The 16,589-nt window shown below is 63.1% G+C and carries 15 protein-coding genes; 12 read left to right on the top strand and 3 right to left on the bottom strand.

The features are described from left to right. The first annotated feature begins 295 nt into the window (after positions 1 to 295). Positions 296 to 628, top strand: coding sequence for a hypothetical protein (locus KY379_RS18035; RefSeq protein ID WP_133324210.1), 333 nt, complete (start codon positions 296 to 298; stop codon positions 626 to 628). A 46-nt stretch (positions 629 to 674) separates the two neighbouring features. On the opposite strand, the gene KY379_RS18030 is transcribed toward KY379_RS18035, so the two are convergent. The 3 genes from KY379_RS18030 to KY379_RS18020 form a co-directional block, all read right to left on the bottom strand. Next, a complete protein-coding gene (locus KY379_RS18030; protein ID WP_261241064.1) occupies positions 675 to 980 on the bottom strand; it encodes a hypothetical protein in 306 nt (101 codons plus the stop codon). 139 nt (positions 981 to 1,119) lie between these two features. Further along, complete coding sequence (locus KY379_RS18025) at positions 1,120 to 1,308, bottom strand: hypothetical protein (protein ID WP_133324214.1); 189 nt, start codon at positions 1,306 to 1,308, stop codon at positions 1,120 to 1,122. 157 nt (positions 1,309 to 1,465) lie between these two features. Then, the gene (locus KY379_RS18020; RefSeq protein ID WP_261241065.1) at positions 1,466 to 2,353 is read right to left on the bottom strand and encodes an EamA family transporter; all 888 of its coding nucleotides are present in this window, start codon (positions 2,351 to 2,353) and stop codon (positions 1,466 to 1,468) included. A 239-nt stretch (positions 2,354 to 2,592) separates the two neighbouring features. Between KY379_RS18020 and yghU the strand changes: the two genes are divergently transcribed. The 11 genes from yghU (at position 2,593) to treS (ending at position 16,518) form a co-directional block, all read left to right on the top strand. After that, a complete protein-coding gene (gene yghU / locus KY379_RS18015) occupies positions 2,593 to 3,432 on the top strand; it encodes a glutathione-dependent disulfide-bond oxidoreductase (RefSeq protein ID WP_261241066.1) in 840 nt (279 codons plus the stop codon). Between the two features lie 161 nt (positions 3,433 to 3,593). Further along, positions 3,594 to 5,297, top strand: coding sequence for an amidase (locus tag KY379_RS18010; RefSeq protein WP_133324220.1), 1,704 nt, complete (start codon positions 3,594 to 3,596; stop codon positions 5,295 to 5,297). 88 nt (positions 5,298 to 5,385) lie between these two features. Next, positions 5,386 to 6,069, top strand: a complete 684-nt coding sequence (locus tag KY379_RS18005) for a transcriptional regulator (protein WP_261241067.1) — start codon at positions 5,386 to 5,388, stop codon at positions 6,067 to 6,069. Further along, the gene (locus KY379_RS18000) at positions 6,066 to 6,983 is read left to right on the top strand and encodes a pyridoxal-phosphate dependent enzyme (RefSeq protein ID WP_261241068.1); all 918 of its coding nucleotides are present in this window, start codon (positions 6,066 to 6,068) and stop codon (positions 6,981 to 6,983) included. The genes KY379_RS18005 and KY379_RS18000 overlap by 4 nt, the downstream gene beginning before the upstream one ends. A 186-nt stretch (positions 6,984 to 7,169) precedes the next feature. Continuing rightward, a complete protein-coding gene (locus KY379_RS17995; protein WP_133324226.1) occupies positions 7,170 to 8,267 on the top strand; it encodes a carboxynorspermidine decarboxylase in 1,098 nt (365 codons plus the stop codon). Positions 8,268 to 8,299: 32 nt separating this feature from the next. Continuing rightward, positions 8,300 to 9,544 carry a saccharopine dehydrogenase family protein gene (locus KY379_RS17990; protein WP_033698250.1) on the top strand — a complete coding sequence of 415 codons (1,245 nt, stop codon included), beginning with the start codon at positions 8,300 to 8,302 and terminating at the stop codon, positions 9,542 to 9,544. Positions 9,545 to 9,898: 354 nt separating this feature from the next. Then, positions 9,899 to 10,459, top strand: coding sequence for an SOS response-associated peptidase family protein (locus KY379_RS17985; RefSeq protein ID WP_261261837.1), 561 nt, complete (start codon positions 9,899 to 9,901; stop codon positions 10,457 to 10,459). Positions 10,460 to 10,473: 14 nt separating this feature from the next. Further along, positions 10,474 to 12,258 carry a thiamine pyrophosphate-requiring protein gene (locus KY379_RS17980; protein ID WP_196173287.1) on the top strand — a complete coding sequence of 595 codons (1,785 nt, stop codon included), beginning with the start codon at positions 10,474 to 10,476 and terminating at the stop codon, positions 12,256 to 12,258. 80 nt (positions 12,259 to 12,338) lie between these two features. After that, positions 12,339 to 13,559, top strand: a complete 1,221-nt coding sequence (locus KY379_RS17975) for a putative DNA modification/repair radical SAM protein (RefSeq protein WP_133324232.1) — start codon at positions 12,339 to 12,341, stop codon at positions 13,557 to 13,559. Next, entirely contained in the window at positions 13,550 to 14,416 is an 867-nt protein-coding gene (locus tag KY379_RS17970; protein ID WP_261241071.1) for a TIGR03915 family putative DNA repair protein, read from the top strand. The genes KY379_RS17975 and KY379_RS17970 overlap by 10 nt, the downstream gene beginning before the upstream one ends. A gap of 35 nt (positions 14,417 to 14,451) precedes the next feature. Continuing rightward, positions 14,452 to 16,518 (top strand): maltose alpha-D-glucosyltransferase, encoded by a 2,067-nt coding sequence (gene treS, locus KY379_RS17965; RefSeq protein ID WP_133324236.1) that lies wholly within the window; start codon positions 14,452 to 14,454, stop codon positions 16,516 to 16,518. The last annotated feature ends 71 nt before the right edge of the window (positions 16,519 to 16,589 follow it).

Genomic DNA, 16,589 nt, shown 5'->3' with positions numbered 1-16,589 from the left:
CTTTCATCAGGATTGTCCGACACGATGTAGTGCCAAAAAAAATTCACTACAAAACTGTTGACGCCGCCAATCGCCCTTGGGCATGATGAGGCCGTCTCCCCGATCGGGAGCGGTGGCAAGGGTGTTCCAGACGGCCTGCGCGGTAACGCAGGCCGTCCGTGGAGAGGGAAACTGTCCAAAAGGCAGCGTGAGAAAGCCCCTGTTGCGATGCTGCTGTAGCAGCCTAGGTAGTGCGCTACACCGAGATAGCGCCAACTGAGAAAAATCAACAACGAATGGGTAATAGGGGCTTTATATGATGAACTTGAACAACAATCCCACGATCGACCAACTGGCCCAGCTGTTCGCCGCACGCAAGGACAGCATGGATGACCACCTGCTGTGGGTCAGCCAAACCGGCGAAGTGCGCCTCGACCGCCTTCCGCCCAATACCATCGAAGATGAATTCGAAGAGCACCTGCCCAGCATGCGTGCACGCTTCAAGGTCTACCGCCGTGGCCAGGGCTACGTCGGCAAGAAGGCCGCCGCCGATACCGAGTTCGTTGGCCGCCTGCTACAGACCCTGCAACAAGAATGGCCCGCCGCCCGTGAGCAGCAGGCAGTGAAGGTGATCGAGCCGCTCAACTGAGTCGCTGCACCGATACTCGAGCCCGGCCAGTGATGGCCGGGCTTTTTCATGCTCGCAACTTTGCCGCGACCGGTTCCGGCAAGGCAATTACCCCCGTGGCCAAGGCGCGGGCGCGGTCGACCCCCCATACCATCGCACGGGTCATGGTCTCGCCCGGACGAGCGCGGTAATACTCCTCTACCAGGGCCTTGCCATCCGGGGCATACAGCCCGATGAACAATTGCGTGGCGCCCAGGCGCGACAAGCGCACCTGTACATCGAAGGTGGTGCCATCGCTCAATGCTTCATCATGGCAGCGGCTGTGCAGCTGGGCATCGGCCCATTGCCAATAGGTCTTTTCCCTGACTCGCATGGATAACGCTCTCCTTTGCCGTTGTACCGCGCAAGGATTTCACAAGCGCCTGGCTTCAGCGAGAGCGAAGCGACGTTACCATGAGCAGGATCAACCAATTCCTACAAAAACCCCGCCATTCGGCGGGGTGTGATGGGTTTCAACGTTTCTGTGGTATGCGGGGAGTGAAGCGGCCCTTCTTGGCACGCTGTAGATGTGCCGGCTGCAATTGCTCCGATTCGTCCAGGGTCATGTGGGCGAAGCCGAGGCGGTAAGCGGCTTGACCGCAACGTACCTGGCTGTTGATCGGGAATGCGTCGTTCATGTCTTCGTAAAAGGACTCGCTCATGCCCTGTCTCCCTCCAGCGGCGACCCTGCCGGCAACCAGATCGGTTGCCTGAAAGAACGGGGCCGATGAAATGAGACTAGCCGGTCATTTGCAGACTACCTGGGCAAAACATGCGGCAGCCGACCAGTGGCTCAATGCCAGCTCATCCTCGCCACGCTCACTGGGCGCTCACGGCCCGCAAGCGCTGGCCGAGCTTGGGCCCGAACACGTTGACCAGCAGGCCGGCCATTACCAACAAGGCACCCCAGCCCTGCATCGGTGTCAACCGCTCGCCCAACAACCAAGCCGAGGAGCTCAGGCCGATCACCGGCACCAGCAGCGAAAACGGCGCCACCTTGCCAGCCGGATGGCGCGACAGCAGCTTGCTCCACAGACTGTAGCCAAGCATGGTGGCGACGAACGCCAGGTAAGCCAAGGCCAGAATCGAACTCCAGCTGATGTTGACCAGCGCCTGGCCGATACGCTCAGGGCCTTCAAGCCACCACGACAACGCCAGGAACGGTAGCGGTGGAATCAGCCCGCCCCAGATCACCAGCGCCACCAGGTTCACCGAACCGAAACGCCGGGTGATGATGTTGCCCATGCCCCACGTGGCTCCACCGCACAAGGTCAGGAGCAAGGCCACCAGCGGTACATGACCGCTGTCCTCGCTGCCGATCAGCGCCAGGCCACTGGCCGACACCAACAACCCCAGCACGCTGGCCACACGCAAGCGCTCACCCAGAAACAGCGCGGCGAAGCCCAGGGTGAAGAACGCCTGCGACTGCAGCACCAGCGACGCCAAGCCGGGAGGCATGCCGCTGTACATAGCCTGAAAGAGAAAGGCGAACTGCCCCAGCGAGATGGTCGCGCCATAGGCGATCAACCACCGCCACGGCAGATTGGGTCGTTTGATCAGGAAGATCGCTGGGAAAGCGACAAGAAGGAATCGCAGCGCGCCCAGCAGCATCGGAGGCAACCCGTCGAGGCCGACCTTGATGACCACGAAATTGACTCCCCACGCGATGATCACCACCAACGCGGTCAGCAGGTCCTTGAGCGGCATTGCAGCATCCTTTTTCAGGCTTCGAGACATATTTCGTTACAGCATAAGGCCATTCCCAAGCCAAGGACCAGCACAGTTACCGAGCAGCCTTGCGCAACAGTCCGCTGTTATGCCCGGCAAGGCCCCTCTCGGCGGGAGCGCCCCGCTGGTTGTTCATTTGCGCTCGCCGGCGAACCCGTGGCATAGATGCAGGTCCACGTCTTTACCTGAATCATTGCGCCATTGAAGGAGAACCGTGCATGAGCAAGTCCCCCTACACCCCACCCAAGGTCTGGCGCAATGACGCGGCCTCTGGCGGCCAATTCGCCAGTATCAATCGCCCAGTGGCCGGCGCGACCCACGACAAGGACCTGCCCGTGGGCAAGCACCCCTTGCAACTTTACTCCCTGGCCACTCCCAACGGCGTCAAGGTCACCATCGCTCTGGAAGAGTTTCTCGCCCAGGGCCACACGGATGCCGAATACGATGCCTGGCTGATCCGCATCGGCGAGGGCGACCAGTTCGGCAGCGGCTTCGTCCAGGTCAATCCCAACTCGAAGATTCCCGCCCTGCTCGACCGCAGCGTAGAACCGCCGGTGCGGGTGTTCGAGTCAGGCTCGATCCTGCTGTACCTGGCGGAAAAGTTCGGTGCTCTGTTGCCCACGGCCCCGGCCGAGCGTACCGAGGCGCTCAACTGGTTGTTCTGGCAGATGGGCTCGGCGCCCTACCTGGGCGGCGGCTTTGGCCACTTCTATGTCTATGCGCCAGAAAAGTTCGAATACGCCATCAACCGCTTCACCATGGAAGCCAAGCGCCAGCTGGATGTGCTCGATCGACGTCTGGCTGAGAGCCGCTACCTGGGCGGCGACGCGTACAGCATCGCCGACATCGCCGTCTGGCCCTGGTACGGCCAACTGGTGCGCGGCAATCTGTATGGTGCCGCCGAGTTCCTGGCCGTGCACGAATATGTCCACGTGCAGCGCTGGGCCGAGGAAATCGCCCGGCGCCCGGCGGTACAACGTGGCACCCGGGTCAACCGTACCTGGGGCGATGAGGCGAGCCAGGTGGCGGAACGACATTCGGCGGCGGATCTGGACTGACGGCCTGAGCCCTATCGCCGGTGCGCTGGCGATAGGGCAATCCCGCCGCAACAATGCCCCCATGCAAAAATCCATTTCTGCCGCGCAAACCTGCTTACCCTAATCCCTTCTTGTACACTCCTCGCATAAGCCCAAACCTGCACAATCTTTTTGGTGAAAGCATGATCGAGGTAACCGAGGTTTCCATTGCCGAGCTGCGTGACGCGCTCGAGTCTGGCCGCACGACGGCAGTCGAGCTGGTCAAGGCCTACTTGGCGCGCATCGACGCCTATGACCCGGCCGGCACCGCTACCGCGCTGAACGCCGTGGTCGTCCGCAATCCCGAGGCGATCAAGGAGGCCGAAGCATCCGACGCCCGTCGCGCCAAAGGCGAGCTTCTCAGCCCGCTCGACGGCATTCCCTACACCGCCAAGGACAGCTATCTGGTCAAAGGCCTCACGGCAGCCTCCGGCAGCCCGGCGTTCAAGGACCTGGTCGCCCAGCGCGACGCTTTCACCATCGAGCGCCTTCGCGCTGCCGGCGCCGTGTGCCTGGGCAAGACCAACATGCCGCCGATGGCCAATGGCGGCATGCAGCGCGGTGTGTACGGTCGCGCAGAGAGCCCTTATAACGCCAACTACCTGACCGCACCGTTCGCCTCAGGCTCCTCCAACGGCGCAGGTACCGCGACTGCCGCCAGCTTCAGTGCCTTCGGCCTGGCCGAGGAAACCTGGTCGAGCGGGCGTGGCCCGGCCTCGAACAACGGGTTGTGCGCCTACACCCCTTCCCGTGGCGTGATCTCGGTGCGCGGCAACTGGCCACTGACGCCGACCATGGACGTGGTAGTCCCCTACGCCCGCACCATGGCCGACTTGCTCGAAGTGCTCGATGTGGTGGTCGCTGACGATGCCGACACCCGCGGCGACCTCTGGCGCCTGCAGCCCTGGGTGCCGATTCCGGCGGCCTCCTCGGTGCGCCCGGCCTCTTACCTCGACCTGGCGATGGACGCCAGCAGCCTCAAGGGCAAGCGTTTCGGCGTACCGCGCATGTATATCAATGCCGACCCCGAAGCCGGTACCTCGGAAAAGCCAGGTATCGGCGGCCCGACTGGCCAGCGCATCCACACCCGCGCCAGCGTCATCGCGCTGTGGCAGGCGGCGCGCCAGGCCTTGGAAGCAGCCGGAGCCGAGGTAGTCGAAGTGGACTTCCCGCTGGTGTCCAATTGCGAGGGCGATCGCCCTGGTGCACCGACCGTTTACAACCGGGGCATCGTCAGCAAGGCGTTTCTGCACGATGAACTGTGGGAATTGTCGGGCTGGGGCTTCGACGACTTCCTGCGCGCCAATGGCGATCCCAAGCTCAACCGTCTGGCCGACGTCGACGGGCCGCAGATATTCCCGCACGACCCAGGCACCCTGCCCAACCGTGAAGACGACTTGGCCGCCGGCATGGACGAATACGTCAACATGGCCAAGCGCGGCCTGAAGACCTGGGACCAGATCGAGACCCTGCCGGACGGCCTGCGCGGCCTGGAGGCGACCCGCAAGCTGGACCTGGAAGACTGGATGGACGATCTTGGTCTGGACGCGGTGCTGTTCCCGACCGTAGCCGACGTCGGCCCAGCCGATGCCGACGTCAATCCGGCCTCGGCAGATATCGCCTGGAGCAACGGGGTCTGGGTGGCGAACGGCAACCTTGCCATCCGCCACCTGGGCGTGCCGACGGTGACCGTGCCGATGGGCGTGATGGCGGATATCGGCATGCCGGTTGGCCTCACCTTTGCCGGCAAAGCCTACAGCGACAACGCATTGCTGAGCTACGCCGCGGCATTCGAGTCGACCGGCTCGCGTCGCATGATCCCGCCGCGCACCCCCGCGCTGGGCTGAATCGCTGGCATCTTCGAGGGTAATCGGCCATCGCCATATTCAACCTTTTGTGCAAAAATACACAAAAAGTTGAATATGGCGATCATCCATGCCCCTGTCTCTCGTTGAAGAGCGTCAACTCACCCTCACTGTCCTGAAGGCCACCATTCAGGCCTTGGGTAGCGTCGCTCCAGGCAACCTGGAAATCCTCCTGCACGACCTCGACCATCCGGAACAGTCCGTGGTGGCAATCGTCAACGGCCATCTTTCTGGGCGGACGGTCGGCAGCCCGATCCTGGCCGCCCCCGAACAGGACCAGGGTTTCAAGGCACTGATGCAGGCCACTGCCGAACAGCAGGGTTGCGACCCTGTGGTACTGCCCGATTACCCCACCTACCTGAAGGGCCGCAGCCTACGCAGCGCTACGGCGATCTTTCGCGACAGCAGCGGTCATCCCTTCGCCAGTCTATGCGTCAACACCGACGTCACCGGCCTGGACGCCGCCATGCGCTTTCTGCAGCAGCTCCAGCCGTTGGGCGCCACACCCGCGCAGAGCCCTGCCGATGAGCCCGCCGACATGGCCCTGTTGATGAGTGAAATCATTCAGGACTCGTTGCAGCGCTCAGGCCAGGGCCGGATGAACAAACAGGCCAAGGTCGAAGCCGTGCGTGTCATGCAGGAGCGCGGGCTGTTCATCGTCAAAGGCGGCGTGGAGAAGGCCGCCGAGGCCTTGGGTGTGACCCGCTACACCGTATACAACTATCTCGAGCAACTGCGCGGAACCAAGCCATGACCTTACATATCAATACGCCCCTGATCGAATCGCGCCCGCTCTCCCTCACCGCTGAACGCTCCATATGGCTCAAGCTCGAGGCCTTGCAACCCTGTGGCTCGTTCAAGCTACGCGGCGTCGGCCATGCCTGCGAGGTGCACCATGCCCGTGGCGCGCGTCGATTCGTATCGTCTTCGGGGGGCAATGCGGGCCTTGCGGTTGCGTACGCCGGGCGCAAGCTGGGCGTGCCGGTGACCGTCGTGGTGCCCGAGACCACCACCGAACGGGCGAAGGAACTGCTGCGCCAGGAAGACGCCAATGTGGTCGTGCACGGCAGCTCATGGCAGGAGGCCAACGCCCTGGCGCAAACCTTGATCGGCGCTGAAGATGCCTTCATTCATCCGTTCGACGACCCCCTGCTGTGGGCCGGGCATGCCAGCCTGATCGATGAAGTGGCGGCAAGCGGATTCAAGCCTGACGCAGTGGTCCTGTCGGTAGGCGGCGGTGGTCTGCTCAGCGGCGTGGTCGAAGGGTTGACACGCAATGGTTGGCACGATGTGCCGGTCCTGTCGGTAGAAACCGATGGCGCGGCATCCCTGCATGCGGCGATGCAGGCAGGGCATACGGTGGAGCTGGAGCGAATCGATTCGATCGCCACTTCGCTGGGGGCCAAGCGCGTTGCCGAGCAAGCGATGACGTGCACGCGTCGGCATCCGGTGCAGAGCCACCGGGTCAGCGACCGGGCAGCGCTGGAGGCATGCGAGCGGTTCCTGCTCGATCATCGCGTGCTGGTGGAGCCGGCCTGTGGCGCGGCGTTGGCCTTGGCGTATACGCCGGGTGCGTTGGGCAGTTACCAGCAGGTGCTGGTGGTGGTCTGTGGTGGGGCTACGGCGACGTTGGAGCAGATTCGGGCGTGGTTGGAGGGGTGCGCTTGAGGGTTGTGGTGCAGCGGTTACCCGAGATAGTCACATAGTCCTGCTCTACTGAACCTGCCATGCACGGAAAAAATCCGGCGAATCGCCAGCATCGCTGACGAAATGCGTGTTCCGCTCTTTCGATATGCGGCAAGGGAAGGCACAATGCGTGTCCTTTTTTTGGCCGGCCTGGCCGGGGGCCTTTAAATGATCAAGACGCCGTACTACCTCATCGACAAAACCAAGCTGCTGGGCAACATGGAGAAGATCGCCTACGTGCGCGAACACTCCGGCGCCAAGGCACTGCTCGCCCTCAAGTGCTTCGCCACCTGGTCGGTATTCGACCTGATGCAGCAGTACATGGATGGCACCACTTCCTCGTCTCTTTACGAGCTCAAGCTCGGCCGTCAGAAGTTCGCCGGCGAGACCCATGCCTACAGCGTGGCCTGGGCCGACGATGAGGTCGAGGAAATGCTCGATAACTGCGACAAGATCATCTTCAACTCGATCGGCCAGTTGCAACGCTTCGCCGAACAGTCCGAAGGCAAGGTCCGCGGCCTGCGGGTCAACCCCCAGGTAAGCAGCTCCGACTACCTGCTGGCCGACCCGGCGCGCCCGTTCAGCCGCCTCGGTGAATGGGATCCGGAAAAGATCGAGCAGGTCATCGGGCAGATTTCCGGCTTCATGTTCCACAACAACTGTGAGAACGGCGACTTCGGTCTGTTCGACAAGATGCTGTCGCACATCGAAGAGCGCTTCGGTCATCTGCTGCACAAGGTTGAGTGGGTGAGCCTCGGTGGCGGTATCCACTTCACCGGCGAAGGCTATGCCCTGGACGCATTCTGCGCGCGCCTGAAAGCCTTCTCCGAGCAGTACGGCGTGCAGGTGTACCTGGAGCCGGGCGAAGCCGCCATCACCAACAGCGCCTCGCTGGAAGTGACCGTGCTCGATACCCTGTACAACGGCAAGCACCTGGCCGTGGTCGACAGCTCGATCGAAGCGCACATGCTCGACCTGCTGATCTACCGCCTCAACGCCAAGATGGCCCCCAACGCCGGCGAGCACACCTATATGGTTTGCGGCAAGTCGTGCCTGGCCGGCGACATCTTCGGCGAATACCAATTCGAGCGTCCGCTGGCCATCGGCGACCGCCTGTCGTTCGTCGACGCAGCGGGCTACACCATGGTCAAGAAAAACTGGTTCAACGGTCTGAAGATGCCGGCCATCGTCGTCAAGCAGCTCGACGGCAGCGTCGAAGTCAAACGCGAATTCGGTTTCGAAGACTACGTTTCCAGCCTGTCGTAAGACCGGCTTTCAAGTAAGGAGCAAGGGATAAATTGAAGAAGAACGTTCTTATCATTGGTGCAGGAGGTGTCGCCAAGGTGGTGGCCCACAAGTGCGCGCAGCATAACGACGAACTGGGTCGTATTGCCATCGCGTCACGGAACATCTCCAAATGCCAGGCCATCATCGACAGCGTCAAGGCCAAGGGTAGCCTCAAGGTACCCGCCGACATCCAGGCCTTCTCGCTCAATGCCCTCGATGTCGAGGCAACCAAGGCGCTGATCCGCGAAACCGAATCGCAAATCGTCATCAACGTCGGTTCTGCCTTCCTCAACATGTCGGTGCTGCGTGCCTGCATCGATACCGGTGTCGCCTACCTGGACACCGCCATCCACGAAGAGCCGGGCAAGATCTGCGAGACCCCGCCGTGGTACGGCAACTACGAGTGGAAACACCTCGAAGAGTGCCAAGAAAAGAACATCACCGCCATTCTCGGCGTCGGTTTCGACCCGGGTGTGGTGAACAGCTACGCCAAGCTGGCGCAGCAACAGTATTTCGACCGCATTGATTCGATCGACATCCTCGACGTCAATGCCGGTTCCCATGGCAAGTACTTCGCCACCAACTTCGATCCGGAAATCAACTTCCGCGAATTCACAGGTCAAGTCTGGAGCTGGCAGAACAGCCAGTGGACCAGCAACACCATGTTCGAAGTCAAGCGTACCGACGACCTGCCGGTGGTCGGTTCGCAGAACCTGTACCTGACCGGCCACGACGAAGTCCATTCGATCTCGAAGAACCTCAACGTGCCGAACGTACGGTTCTGGATGAGCTTCGGCGAGCACTACATCAATGTGTTCACCGTGCTGAAGAACCTCGGCCTGCTCTCCGAGCAACCGGTGAAAACCGCCGAAGGTCTGGAAGTGGTACCGCTGAAAGTGGTCAAGGCGGTGCTGCCGGATCCAGCCTCACTGGCCCCCGGCTATACCGGCAAGACCTGCATCGGCGACCTGGTCAAAGGCACCAAGGACGGCCAGCCACGCGAAGTCTTCATCTACAACGTGGCGGATCATGAAGAAGCCTACGCTGAGACCGACAGCCAGGGCATCTCCTACACTGCAGGCGTTCCACCTGTGGCGGCGGCCTTGCTGGTCGCCCGTGGCGAGTGGGATGCCAAGCGCATGGTCAATGTCGAGGAGCTGCCAGCCGAGCCGTTCCTCAAAGCCTTGGACGTGATGGGCCTGCCCACCCGCGTCAAGGATGAAAAAGGCGATCGTCCTTGGGACGCTGAAGCCTAAGCGGTTCAAGAAAGGGGCGCCAATCGGCGCCCCTTTCGTTTTTCCGGCATTGGTTTGCCCGATTCCCCGGTCCCCTCCCCGTTCGTCGCCGCCGCCTCGCATGAGGCTGAACGGCAACCGTCCTCCTGCCCTCGGAAGTGCAGGCCCGCTCGCCATGAGCCTGGCCTGTCGTCCCAGGGATCCAAGCCAAGGAGGAGGAACACTATGTGCCAATGCATCGTCCAGCCACCCACAACCGGTGCCCGACTTGCACCGTCAGGCCCGCTCCACTGCGACGTGACAGGTACGGACGAAGATCCGGAGGACACTGCCCCAAGCCAAGGCGAACCTCGGCGACGCCTGGTCAAACCACGCATGCGCCTGCAGGCCCTCCTCAGCCGTGATGGCGAGGCTACGCCATTGCAGGTGCGCTGGGGCTGGGTGCCCCACTGGTCGATGGGCACCCGCCCCGCCCTGACCCATTTACCCCTTGAGCAGGTGATGCGCTCGCGCCTGTATGCCAGGTTGCGCGACGAGGGCCGTGCCTTGATCCCCGTGGAAGGCTGGTATGAGGCCGCCCGTGATAACACACCCGGAGCGCGCCCTCGGCTGGCCTACGTCACTTCGCGGCGCAATGAACCCCTGTTTTTGGCTGCCGTAGCCCAGGCCAGCGACGAACACAATGGTTGTGACGGCCTGGCTCTGGTGACCTACGACCCCGGCAATGGCGTGACTCACCTCCTCGCCTTCGACGAGACCGGCGCCCAGGCCTGGCTGCGCGCCGGCCTTGACTGGGAACAGGCCCGAACCCTGGCCAACCAAGGGGCACTGGGCGCAGACCACCTGGAACAACTGTTCTGGACCAAGCGCACCTTCATGGCTGGACGCCGACGCAGCACGGCAATGCAGCCCTGCGCCACCTCGAACGCAATCTGAACAGGAGTCAAACCATGACCACCACCGTCAGCGACTTTCTTGTCGAACGCCTTAGCCAATGGGGCGTGACGCGCATCTTCGGCTATCCCGGGGACGGCATCAACGGCGTGTTCGGTGCCCTACGCCGCGCCGGCAAGATCGAATTCATCCAGTGCCGCCACGAAGAGATGGCCGCCTTCATGGCCAGCGCCCATGCCAAGTTCACCGGCGAGCTGGGCGTCTGCATCGCCACCTCAGGGCCGGGCGCCTCGCACCTGCTCACCGGTCTTTACGATGCGCGCATGGACCACATGCCGGTGCTGGCCATCGTCGGCCAACAGGCACGAACCGCCCTGGGTGGGCATTACCAGCAGGAACTGGACCTGGTGTCGATGTTCAAGGACGTGGCCGGCGCTTTCGTTCAGCAGGCCTCGGCACCGGCGCAGGTCCGCCATTTGCTCGACCGTGCGGCACGCACCGCCCTGGGAGAGCGTCGGGTGACCGCGCTGATTCTGCCCAACGACCTGCAGGAATTGCCCTACGAGGCCCCGGCCCGGGCCCATGGCACCTTGCACTCCGGCGTTGGCTACCAGCGGCCCAGCATGGTCCCCCGGGGCGAAGAGCTGGAGCGAGCTGCGCAGATCCTTAACAGCGGTGAACGGGTGGCGATCCTGGTCGGCGCCGGGGCGCTGCAAGCCAGCCGCCAGGTTGCAGCGGTGGCCAACACCCTGGGCGCAGGCGTAGCCAAGGCCTTGCTGGGCAAGGCCGTACTCGCCGACGAGCTACCCTGGGTCACCGGCAGCATTGGCCTGCTAGGCACCGAGCCCAGCCTGAAACTGATGAACGAATGCGACACCTTGCTGATGATCGGTTCAGGCTTCCCTTACGCTGAGTTCCTTCCCGAGGAAGGCAAGGCACGCGGCGTGCAGATCGATATCGCACCCGACATGCTCGGCCTGCGCTACCCGATGGAGGTGAACCTGCAAGGCGATGCGGCCGATACCCTGGACGCCTTGCTGCCGCTACTGGTCCATAAGGAAAAACGCACCTGGCGCGAGCGCATCGAAGGCTGGCGCAAGCGCTGGGACGACAAGCTGGAGAAACGCGCCCTTACCCCGGCATCGCCGATCAATCCACAACGGGTGGTGCATGAACTGTCGCCGCGCCTGCCGGACCAGGCGATCATCACCAGCGACTCCGGCTCATGCGCCAACTGGTTCGCCCGCGACCTGCAGATCCGTCCGGGCATGCAATGCTCGCTGTCCGGCGGCCTGGCTTCGATGGGCGCGGCCGTCCCCTACGCGATCGCCGCCAAGTTCGCCCACCCCGAACGCAGCGTGATCGCCCTGGTCGGCGATGGCGCCATGCAGATGAACAACCTGGCTGAGCTGATCACCGTGGCCAAGTACTGGCGCCAGTGGACGAATGGCCGCTGGATCTGTGCAGTGTTCAATAACCAGGACCTCAATCAGGTGACCTGGGAGCAGCGGGTCATGGAGGGCGACCCCAAGTTCGTCGCCAGCCAGGAGATCCCCGATGTGCCCTACCATCTGTTCGCCATCTCGATCGGCCTCAAGGGTATCTACGTAGAGCGCGAAGAAGACGTCGGCCCGGCCTGGGAACAGGCCCTGGCCAGCGACGTACCGGTGGTGATCGATTTTCGTACCGACCCGGACGTGCCGCCGTTGCCACCGCACATCAGCCTGGAACAGGCAAAAAAATTCGCCTCGGCACTGCTGCAGGACCCTGACCGCGGCGGAATCATCAAACAAACGGCGCGGCAATTGCTGAGCAACGTGCTGCCAGGATCGAAGGATTGAGGACGAGGTCGACAGCAGGCCCTTGCAATACGCGCGCGCTCAAAATACTGTATGAATATTCAGTAAATTGAGAACACCCCATGCAGCTCATCGCCAAGCTCGGCATCCTCGCCGATGCCGCCAAATACGACGCCTCCTGCGCCAGCAGTGGTGCGCCCAAGCGCAGTTCGCGTGGCGGCAACGGCTTGGGCGCCACCGATGGCATGGGCATCTGCCACAGCTACACCCCCGATGGTCGTTGTGTGTCGCTGCTCAAGGTGCTGTTGACCAACTTCTGCCTGTACGACTGCCAGTATTGCGTCAATCGCCGCTCCAGCAATGTGCCCCGGGCGCGCTTCAGCCCTGAGGAGGTGGTGCGCCTGACGTTGGATTTCTATCGGCGCAACTGCATCAGCGGCCTGTTCCTGAGCTCGGGGATCATCCGCTCGGCGGACTACACCATGGAGCAGTTGATCCGTGTGGCCCGCCTGCTGCGCGAAGAGCATGGCTTTCGCGGCTACATCCACCTCAAGACCATCCCTGACGCCGATCCCCTGCTGATCGAAGAAGCCGGGCGTCTGGCCGACCGCCTGAGCGTGAACATCGAGTTGCCCACCGACGCCAGCCTCAAGCGCCTGGCGCCGGAGAAGCAAGCACACACCATCCGCCAGGCCATGGGCGTCATCCATCAGGGCCAACAGGCCGTGGCCAACGAGCCGCGGGCACCGCGTTTCACCCCGGCCGGGCAAAGTACCCAGGTGATCGTCGGCGCCGATGCCACCGACGACAGCACCCTTCTGCGCAATGCCGAGTCGCTGTACCAGGGCTACGGGCTCAAGCGCGTGTACTATTCGGCGTTCAGCCCGATCCCTGATAGCCCGGGTAGCGTTCCCCTGGCCGCCCCGCCCCTGCTGCGCGAACACCGCCTGTACCAGGCCGACTTCCTGCTGCGCGGTTATGGCTACAAGGCCGGCGAACTGTTCAGCGACAACACCAACCTGGCCCTGGACATCGATCCAAAGCTGGCCTGGGCACTGGCCAATCGTGAAGTTTTCCCGCTGGATGTGAATCGGGCCGAGCCGGCGTTGCTGGCACGTATCCCTGGCATCGGCCTGCGCAGCGTACAGCGCTTGGTCGCACTGCGCCGCGAGCGGCGGATTCGCTACGACGATCTGATCCAATTGCGCTGCGTGCTGGAAAAGGCCCGGCCGTTCATCGTCACCAGCGACTATCGACCGGCCCAGGCAGACCTGCGCAGCGGACTGCTGCGGGCCCGCCTGCGCGAACCTCAGGCCCCCGTGCAAATGGGGCTGTGGGGATGATCGCGCTCGATTGCGACAACCGCTTCAGCCGCTGGCGTGAACAAGCCCGGCGCCTGCTCGAACACGGCGTCGACCCTGCCGAAGTGACCTGGGCCCAGGGACCTATGAATGACCTGCTGGCCACGCCGCTGCCCCTGCCCGAACAGCCCGGACCGTTCAAGGCTCGGGTACCGGCGGCGCTGCTAGATCAGTTGGAACAAGCGGCACGCTATCGCGGCGCGCAGCGCTGGAACCTGCTCTACGAGGTGCTCTGGCGGGTGGCCCATGGCGACCGCACCGCGATGTTGGCTGGCGACCGCCTGGGCAGCGAGTTGCAGCGACGGATCAAGCAGGTCAGCCGCGAAGCCCACCATCTACACGCATTCGTACGGTTCGTGCCATTGCCCGAAGGCCTGGCCGCACGGTTGCAACTCGACCTGGTGGCCTTCCACGAGCCGGCCCACGACATTCTGGAAAGCGCCAGCGGACATTTTGCCGACCGCCTCGGTCGCCAGCGCTGGTTGATCGCCACACCCGACGACGGCATCCGTTTCGATGGCCAGGCGTTCGATTACCAGCGATGTTGCCCGCAAGCCTGGCGTGACTGGGCGCGCAACGCCGACGACCCAGGTGCCGACCTGTGGCGGACCTATTACCGACACACCTTCAACCCCGCCCGTCTCAATCCCGATGCACTGCGCCAGCATCTGCCGGGGCGTTTCTGGCGGCACCTGCCGGAGGGCATGCTGATCCCGCAGCTGGAGGGGCTGGCCCGGCAGGGCAAGCAGCGCGATGGGCAGGCCGTGGAAGTGGCCAGCCAGCGTGGGAAACGGGTCGGTCGACTCCAGCCGAACGTTCCGCCGACAACATCGTCTTAACTTGGGTCGGTGCCGACATGCAAAGAGGATGCGCAATGACCCAACCCGACCCGTCATACGTCAAGTGGCTCGAAGAGCGATCGATGCTCAAGGCCTCCCAGGAACGCGCAAAGCTCTACGCGGGGCAGTCGCGCCTGTGGCTCAACCCGTACGCCGAGGCCCAGCCCCGCCGCGCTACCGAGATCGCCTCGGTCTGGCTGACCGTCTATCCCGACGCCATCATCGCCCCCGAAGGCTGTTCGGTGCTCGCTGCGCTGGGCCACGAGACCTTGTGGAAACGCCTGTCCGAGCTGGGTGTACAAGGCATCCACACTGGCCCGATCAAGCAGTCTGGCGGCATCCGCGGGCGTGACTACACGCCTAGCATCGATGGCAATTTCGACCGCATCGGCTTCGACATCGACCCGTTGTACGGTAGCGAGCAGGAGCTGGTGTACATGAGCCGCATGGCCGCAGCGCACAATGCCGTGACCATCGACGACCTGATCCCTTCGCACACCGGCAAAGGCGCCGATTTCCGTCTTGCGGAAATGGCCCATGGCGCCTATCCGGGGCTTTATCACATGATCGAGATCCGCGAGGAAGACTGGCACCTGTTACCAGAGGTGCCGGAGGGCCGCGATGCGGTGAACCTGCTGCCGGCACAGTGTGACGAACTCAAGCTGCGCCACTACATCGTCGGCCAGTTGCAACGAGTGATCTTCTTCGAGCCAGGGGTCAAGGAAACCGACTGGAGCGCCACAGCAGCGATCACTGGCGTGGACGGCAAGACCCGACGCTGGGTGTACCTGCACTACTTCAAGGAGGGCCAACCTTCGCTCAACTGGCTCGACCCGACCTTCGCTGCCCAGCAGATGATCATCGGCGACGCTTTGCATGCGCTGGACTGCCTCGGTGCCCGTGGCCTGCGCCTGGACGCCAACGGCTTTCTCGGCGTCGAGACGCGTGTCGACGGCCCGGCCTGGTCCGAGAGCCACCCGCTGTCGATCGTCGGCAACCAGCTGATCGGCGGCATGATCCGCAAAGCCGGTGGCTTCAGCTTTCAGGAGCTGAACCTGACCCTGGACGATATCGCACAGATGTCCAAGGGCGGCGCCGATCTTTCCTACGATTTCATCACCCGGCCGGCGTACCAGCATGCGCTGCTCACCGGCGATACCGAGTTCCTGCGTCTGATGCTCAAGGAGATGCACAGTTTCGGCATCGACCCGGCATCGCTGATCCATGCCCTGCAGAACCATGACGAGTTGACGGTCGAGCTGGTGCACTTCTGGACCCTGCATGCCCACGACATGTTCATGTACAAGGGCCAGACCCTGCCCGGCAACATCCTGCGCGAGCACATTCGGGAGGAGATCTACGAGCGCCTCTCGGGGGAACATGCGCCGTACAACCTGCGCTTCGTCACCAATGGTATTTCCTGCACTACGGCCAGCCTGATCACTGCGGCACTGGGCATTCGTGACCTGGAACGGATCAGCGCGGCAGATATCGAGCAAGTGCAAAAGGTGCACCTGCTGCTGGTGATGTACAACGCCATGCAGCCGGGGGTGGTGGCGTTGTCCGGCTGGGACCTGGTCGGCGCCTTGCCGCTGGACGCCGAGCAAGTGGCCGAACGCATGGCCGACGGCGACACCCGCTGGATCCACCGCGGCGGCTACGACCTGGCCGGGCTCGATGATCAGGCTGAGGCCTCGGTGCGCGGCATGCCACGGGCGCGGGCGCTGTATGGCAGCCTGGACAGCCAGCTGGAAAACGGCGACTCGTTCGCCTGCAAGGTCAAGAAGCTGCTCGCCGTACGCCAAGCCTACGGCATCGCCACCAGTCGCCAGGTCCTGGTGCCCGAGGTGACCAGCCCTGGGCTGCTGGTGATGGTGCACGAGTTACCGGCTGGCCGCGGCATTCAGATCAGTGCGCTGAACTTCAGTCAGCAGGTGATCGCCGAGGAGCTGCACCTGACCGGCTTCAGCCCAGGCCCGGTGGTCGACATGATCAACGAGACGGTCGAGGGCGACCTGACCGAAGATGGCCGCCTGATGATCAATCTGGACCCGTACGAGGCACTGTGCCTGAGGATCGTCAGCAGCAGCGGACATGTCTGATAGCGGCGATGAGCCCAGGACGGCCACCTTGCATTTACCGCTCCAGAGGCATAGCGTGCTGGGGTTTCCAG

The organism is Pseudomonas sp. HD6422 (genome assembly GCF_025377065.1).
Lineage (GTDB): Bacteria > Pseudomonadota > Gammaproteobacteria > Pseudomonadales > Pseudomonadaceae > Aquipseudomonas > Aquipseudomonas putida_U.
The sequence above is the reverse complement of the archived record's forward strand: the minus strand, read 5'-3'. Positions and strand labels throughout refer to the sequence as shown.